Consider the following 4,049-nt stretch of genomic DNA (forward strand, 5'->3'; position numbering starts at 1 on the left):
ACGGCATGAAACGAACCCTTTTCGGCTTTCTGGCCACCGGCGGCGTCATGCTGGTCCTGGATCTGGTCTGGCTGACCCTGATGGCCCGCGCCTCTATCGCCCGCGCATCGGCGAGCTGATGGCCGACACCGCCGCCCTGGCCCGGCGGCGGCCTTCTATCTGGTCTATCTGACCGGGGTGGTGCTGCTGGCCGTGCTGCCGGCTGACCGCGAAAACAGCTGGAGCCGCCTGCTGTTCAACGCCGCCGTGTTCGGCTTCTGCGCCTACGCCACCTATGACCTGACCAACCAGGCGACCCTGAAGGTGTGGTCGACGACCATCACCGTGGTCGACATGGCCTGGGGAACCTTCCTGACCACCGTCGCCGCTTCGGCCGGCTTCGCGGTGCTGCGGGCGGTGAAGTAGGGCGCGCACGCGGAGGCTGCGAGGGGCGGCGAGGGATGGTTTAGGAAGACCCGCGCCGCCAGCGGTAGCGAGGGAGAGCATGCTTGAATGACGCCACGGCGACACCACCAGTGGCCGCGGCTTCCCCTCGGCTCAGGGGCTGAGCCCTAGGTGGGCCATCAGCGGATACAGCGATGCGACCAGCAGTACCGCCATCTTCACGTTGAAGGCTTAAGCGACCTGACCCCCTGCCTTAAGCGTTATGGAGCTTTGATCCATGTCCGGCCTTCGGAAGATCCACGCCAGGCTCGAACACAAGCCGCCCAGGAGGGAACCGTAAACGCACAAGCTCCAGGCTATTTGGTCGAAGGCCCAAAGCCCAGGCCCAACACCTTGCCGCTCTTCGGTCTGAAGGCCGTGGTCGACAATCAGCGCTGCCGCTAGGCCGAACAGGCATCCGCCGCACAAGAGCGTCACAAACCCTGTCTGATGAAACATCTGCATCAAGGCCTGTGTTGGCATCCAGCACACGATCAGCGCAGCAAGCGAAACACAGGATACAAAGACATACATTTGGCCCATCGGGCTGAAGTCGCGCATTACCGGTACATCCGCAACCATCCCAAAGAAGAGCAACCCGCCCTGAACAATCATTGGGCCGAGCACCGCGGCAGCCGTGCAAGCAATCAGAGATTTCACAGCTCTTGGCAGCATCATCGAGACCGGCATCTGCAGATGAGGAGTTTCACCAGTCCGCGCGCACGCGACCTGGGAACCCAAGCCTAGCACCATTGCGCCCGGAAGCGTTCATCGCGATCGCCTGCCTTGGCTCGCGAACGGAAACTAAATCCAGTCCGGAAACCTGATCTCCCTCTACGCCCAGCCAACCCATTGCCTCTGACGAGTCGCCATGCCACCGTTGTGCGACAATGCACCGCGGGACCGCCTGATCGATGGATGCCGACACTAGCCGCGCCTTGCTTTCGCGCGCCATCGCCCGCGTGGCCAACCGCGACAACGACGCCCTCAAATACGTCTATCGTCACACCTCCGCGAAACTGTTTGGGGTCTGCCTCCGTATCTTGAATGACCGCGAGGAGGCGGAAGACGTGCTGCAGGATGTTTATCTGACGGTGTGGAACAAGGCCGACCGGTTCGACCCGGAAAAGGCCAGTCCGATCACCTGGCTGGTCGCCATGGCCCGTAACCGGTCGATCGACCGGATCCGCGCCCGCGGCGGCCGGGTGATGGCCGGCGTCGACGAGGCCGAGGCCCTGCCCGACACCGCGCCCCTGGCCTCCACCGTGGTCGAGACCGACGAGGAGCGCCTGCGCCTGAACGGCTGCATCGACCAGCTCGACCCCAAACACGCCGGCGCGGTGCGCACCGCCTTCTTCGAGGGCCTGACCTATGACGCCCTGGCCCAGTCGCTGGGCGTGCCGCTGGGCACCATGAAAAGCTGGATCCGGCGCAGCCTGATCAGCCTTCGCGCGTGTCTCGAAGCATGACCGATCTCGCAACCCCGATGGGCGAGGACGAGCGTCCCCTGGCCGGCGAATATGTGCTGGGCGTGCTCGACGCGGCCGAGCGGGCCGAGGCCGAACGCCGGGTCGCCAGCGAGCCGGCCTTCGCCCGCGCCGTGCAGTGGTGGGAAACCCATCTGACGCCCCTGGCGGCCGATGTCGCCTCGGTCACGCCGCCGCCCAGCGTCTGGGCCCGGATCATCAGCCTGATCGAGCCGGCCCGCCCGACCGCCTGGAACAATGTCCGCCTGTGGCGCGGCCTGACCGCCGCCGCCGGGGCCCTGGCCGCCGCCTGCCTGGTGATCGTCGCCCTGCCCAAGGCCCCGCCGCCGACTCCGGTCGCCCCGCCGGTCGCTCAGGTCGAGGCCGCCCAGGTCGCCTTGATCAACGATCCGGAGACCAACCAGGCCCGCCTGGTCGCCACCCTGGACCGCGCCACCGGCGAGCTGCTGCTGACCCCGGTCGACATGACCATGCCCGAGGGCCGCGACGCCGAGCTGTGGATCATCCCCGAGGGCCAGAAGGCCATCTCGCTGGGCGTGATCCCGACCACCGCGCCGAAGCGGATCAAGGCGCCGGAAGGGCTGAAGGCCGAGGGGCTGTACACCGCCCTGCTCGCCGTCACCGACGAACCGCCGGGCGGCGCGCCGACCGGCGTGGCCACCGGTTCGGTCCGGGCGGCGGGCAAGTTCGCCCGGGCCTGACGCTCTGACCGCTTAGGCCTCGCGGTCGCTAAGTAAGTGCTTTATGACTTATGCGCAGGCGCCGGCCGCTTCGGCTGACGCCTGCCGAGGCATCGCGCGTCGATTTGAGCGGGCGCGCCGCCGACCAGGGCTGTCGCGGCCCGCGCGTCGGTAGCAAGATCGCCCTGGCCGGAATCGATGGCGGGGCGGGACCGAACGGGTGAGCGAGCAGTTCAAGATCGGCGATAGGGCCAAGGCCCGCTGCGACCTGATGGGCGTCTCGCCCTACAGCGAGGCCGACGACATGCTCGTGCGCCGCTTCCTGACTCCGGCCCACGACGCCGCCCTCGACACCCTGACCTTCTGGATGACCCAGGCGGGCATGACCGCCCGCCGCGACACGGCGGGCAATCTGGTCGGCCGCTATGAGGGCCTGACCCCGGACGCCCCGGCCCTGCTGATCGGCTCGCATATCGACAGCGTGCGCAATGGCGGCCGCTATGACGGGGCCCTGGGCGTGACACTGGGCATCGACTGCGTCCAGGCCCTGAGCGACGCCGGCCGCCGCCTGCCCTTCGCGATCGAGGTCATCGCGTTTGGCGACGAGGAGGGCTCGCGTTTTCCCGCTTCGATGGCCTGCAGCCGAGCCGTCGCCGGAACCGTCGATCCCGCCGTCATGGAGATGACCGACGCCGACGGCGTCAGCCTAGCCGAGGCCTTCGCCGCCTTCGGCCTGGATCCGACCCGCCTGGAAGAGGCCGCCCGCCGTCCCGGCGAGGTGCTGGCCTTCCTCGAGGCCCATATCGAACAGGGCCCGGTGCTGGAGGCCGAGGGTCTGGCCCTGGGCGTGGTCACCGCCATCGCGGCCCAGAAGCGGCTGATGGTGCGGTTCACCGGTCTGGCCGGCCATGCGGGCACCACGCCCATGGGCCTGCGCAAGGATCCTGGCCCGGCCGCCGCCGAGGCGATCCTGGCGGTCGAGCGGATCTGCGGCCCCTTGGCGATCTGGCGGGCCAGGACGGGCTGGTCGGCACGGTGGGCCGGATCACCGCCCTGCCCGGCGCCTTCAACGTGATCCCCGGCGCTGTGGAGTTCTCGATCGACGTGCGGGCCGAGACCTCGACTACCCGCGACGCGGCGGTGGTCGCCATCACCCGCGAGCTCGAGGCCATCGCCGCCCGCCGCGGCCTGACCGTCAGCGTCAGCCTGATGCAGTCCCTGGCCGAAAGCCCCTGCGACCCCGGCCTCACAGCCCTCCTGGAAGCGGCCGTGGCCGAGACGGGCCAGGTCGCCCGCCGCCTGCCCAGCGGCGCGGGCCACGACGCCATGGTCATGGCCGCCCTCTGCCCCACCGCCATGCTGTTCATCCGCTGCGAGGGCGGGATCAGCCACAATCCGCGCGAGGCCGTCACCGCCGCCGACTGCTCCCAGGCGGCGCGGGCGATGCTGGGCTTCATCC

4 protein-coding genes and 1 pseudogene are annotated in these 4,049 nt (G+C 68.8%); 4 read left to right on the forward strand and 1 reads right to left on the reverse strand.

What is annotated here, in order from left to right; translation table 11 throughout:
* Nucleotides 1-177: 177 nt before the first annotated feature.
* Nucleotides 178-405, forward strand: a complete 228-nt coding sequence (locus tag CSW58_RS15460; protein WP_236627816.1) for a DUF2177 family protein — start codon at nt 178-180, stop codon at nt 403-405.
* Nucleotides 406-615: 210 nt separating this feature from the next.
* Here the strand turns inward: CSW58_RS15460 and CSW58_RS12335 are convergent, their stop codons facing one another.
* Nucleotides 616-1,113 (reverse strand): hypothetical protein, encoded by a 498-nt coding sequence (locus CSW58_RS12335; protein ID WP_143755200.1) that lies wholly within the window; start codon nt 1,111-1,113, stop codon nt 616-618.
* A 224-nt stretch (nt 1,114-1,337) separates the two neighbouring features.
* Between CSW58_RS12335 and CSW58_RS12340 the strand changes: the two genes are divergently transcribed.
* The 3 genes and pseudogenes from CSW58_RS12340 to CSW58_RS12350 all read left to right on the forward strand — a co-directional run.
* A complete protein-coding gene (locus tag CSW58_RS12340; protein WP_099447482.1) occupies nt 1,338-1,892 on the forward strand; it encodes a sigma-70 family RNA polymerase sigma factor in 555 nt (184 codons plus the stop codon).
* Nucleotides 1,889-2,611, forward strand: coding sequence for an anti-sigma factor domain-containing protein (locus CSW58_RS12345; protein ID WP_099447483.1), 723 nt, complete (start codon nt 1,889-1,891; stop codon nt 2,609-2,611). The genes CSW58_RS12340 and CSW58_RS12345 overlap by 4 nt, the downstream gene beginning before the upstream one ends.
* Nucleotides 2,612-2,861: 250 nt before the next feature.
* A pseudogene (locus tag CSW58_RS12350) lies at nt 2,862-4,049 on the forward strand (allantoate amidohydrolase); the annotation flags it as partial.

The organism is Caulobacter sp. B11, assembly GCF_002737765.1.
Classification (GTDB): Bacteria; Pseudomonadota; Alphaproteobacteria; order Caulobacterales; family Caulobacteraceae; genus Caulobacter.

What these genes read in the sequence shown, in the direction of transcription:
- CSW58_RS12335 (WP_143755200.1), bottom strand. Translation starts at nt 1,113, where the DNA reads ATGCCGGTCTCGATGATGCTGCCAAGAGCTGTGAAATCTCTGATTGCT.
- CSW58_RS12340 (WP_099447482.1), top strand. Translation starts at nt 1,338, where the DNA reads ATGGATGCCGACACTAGCCGCGCCTTGCTTTCGCGCGCCATCGCCCGC.
- CSW58_RS12345 (WP_099447483.1), top strand. Translation starts at nt 1,889, where the DNA reads ATGACCGATCTCGCAACCCCGATGGGCGAGGACGAGCGTCCCCTGGCC.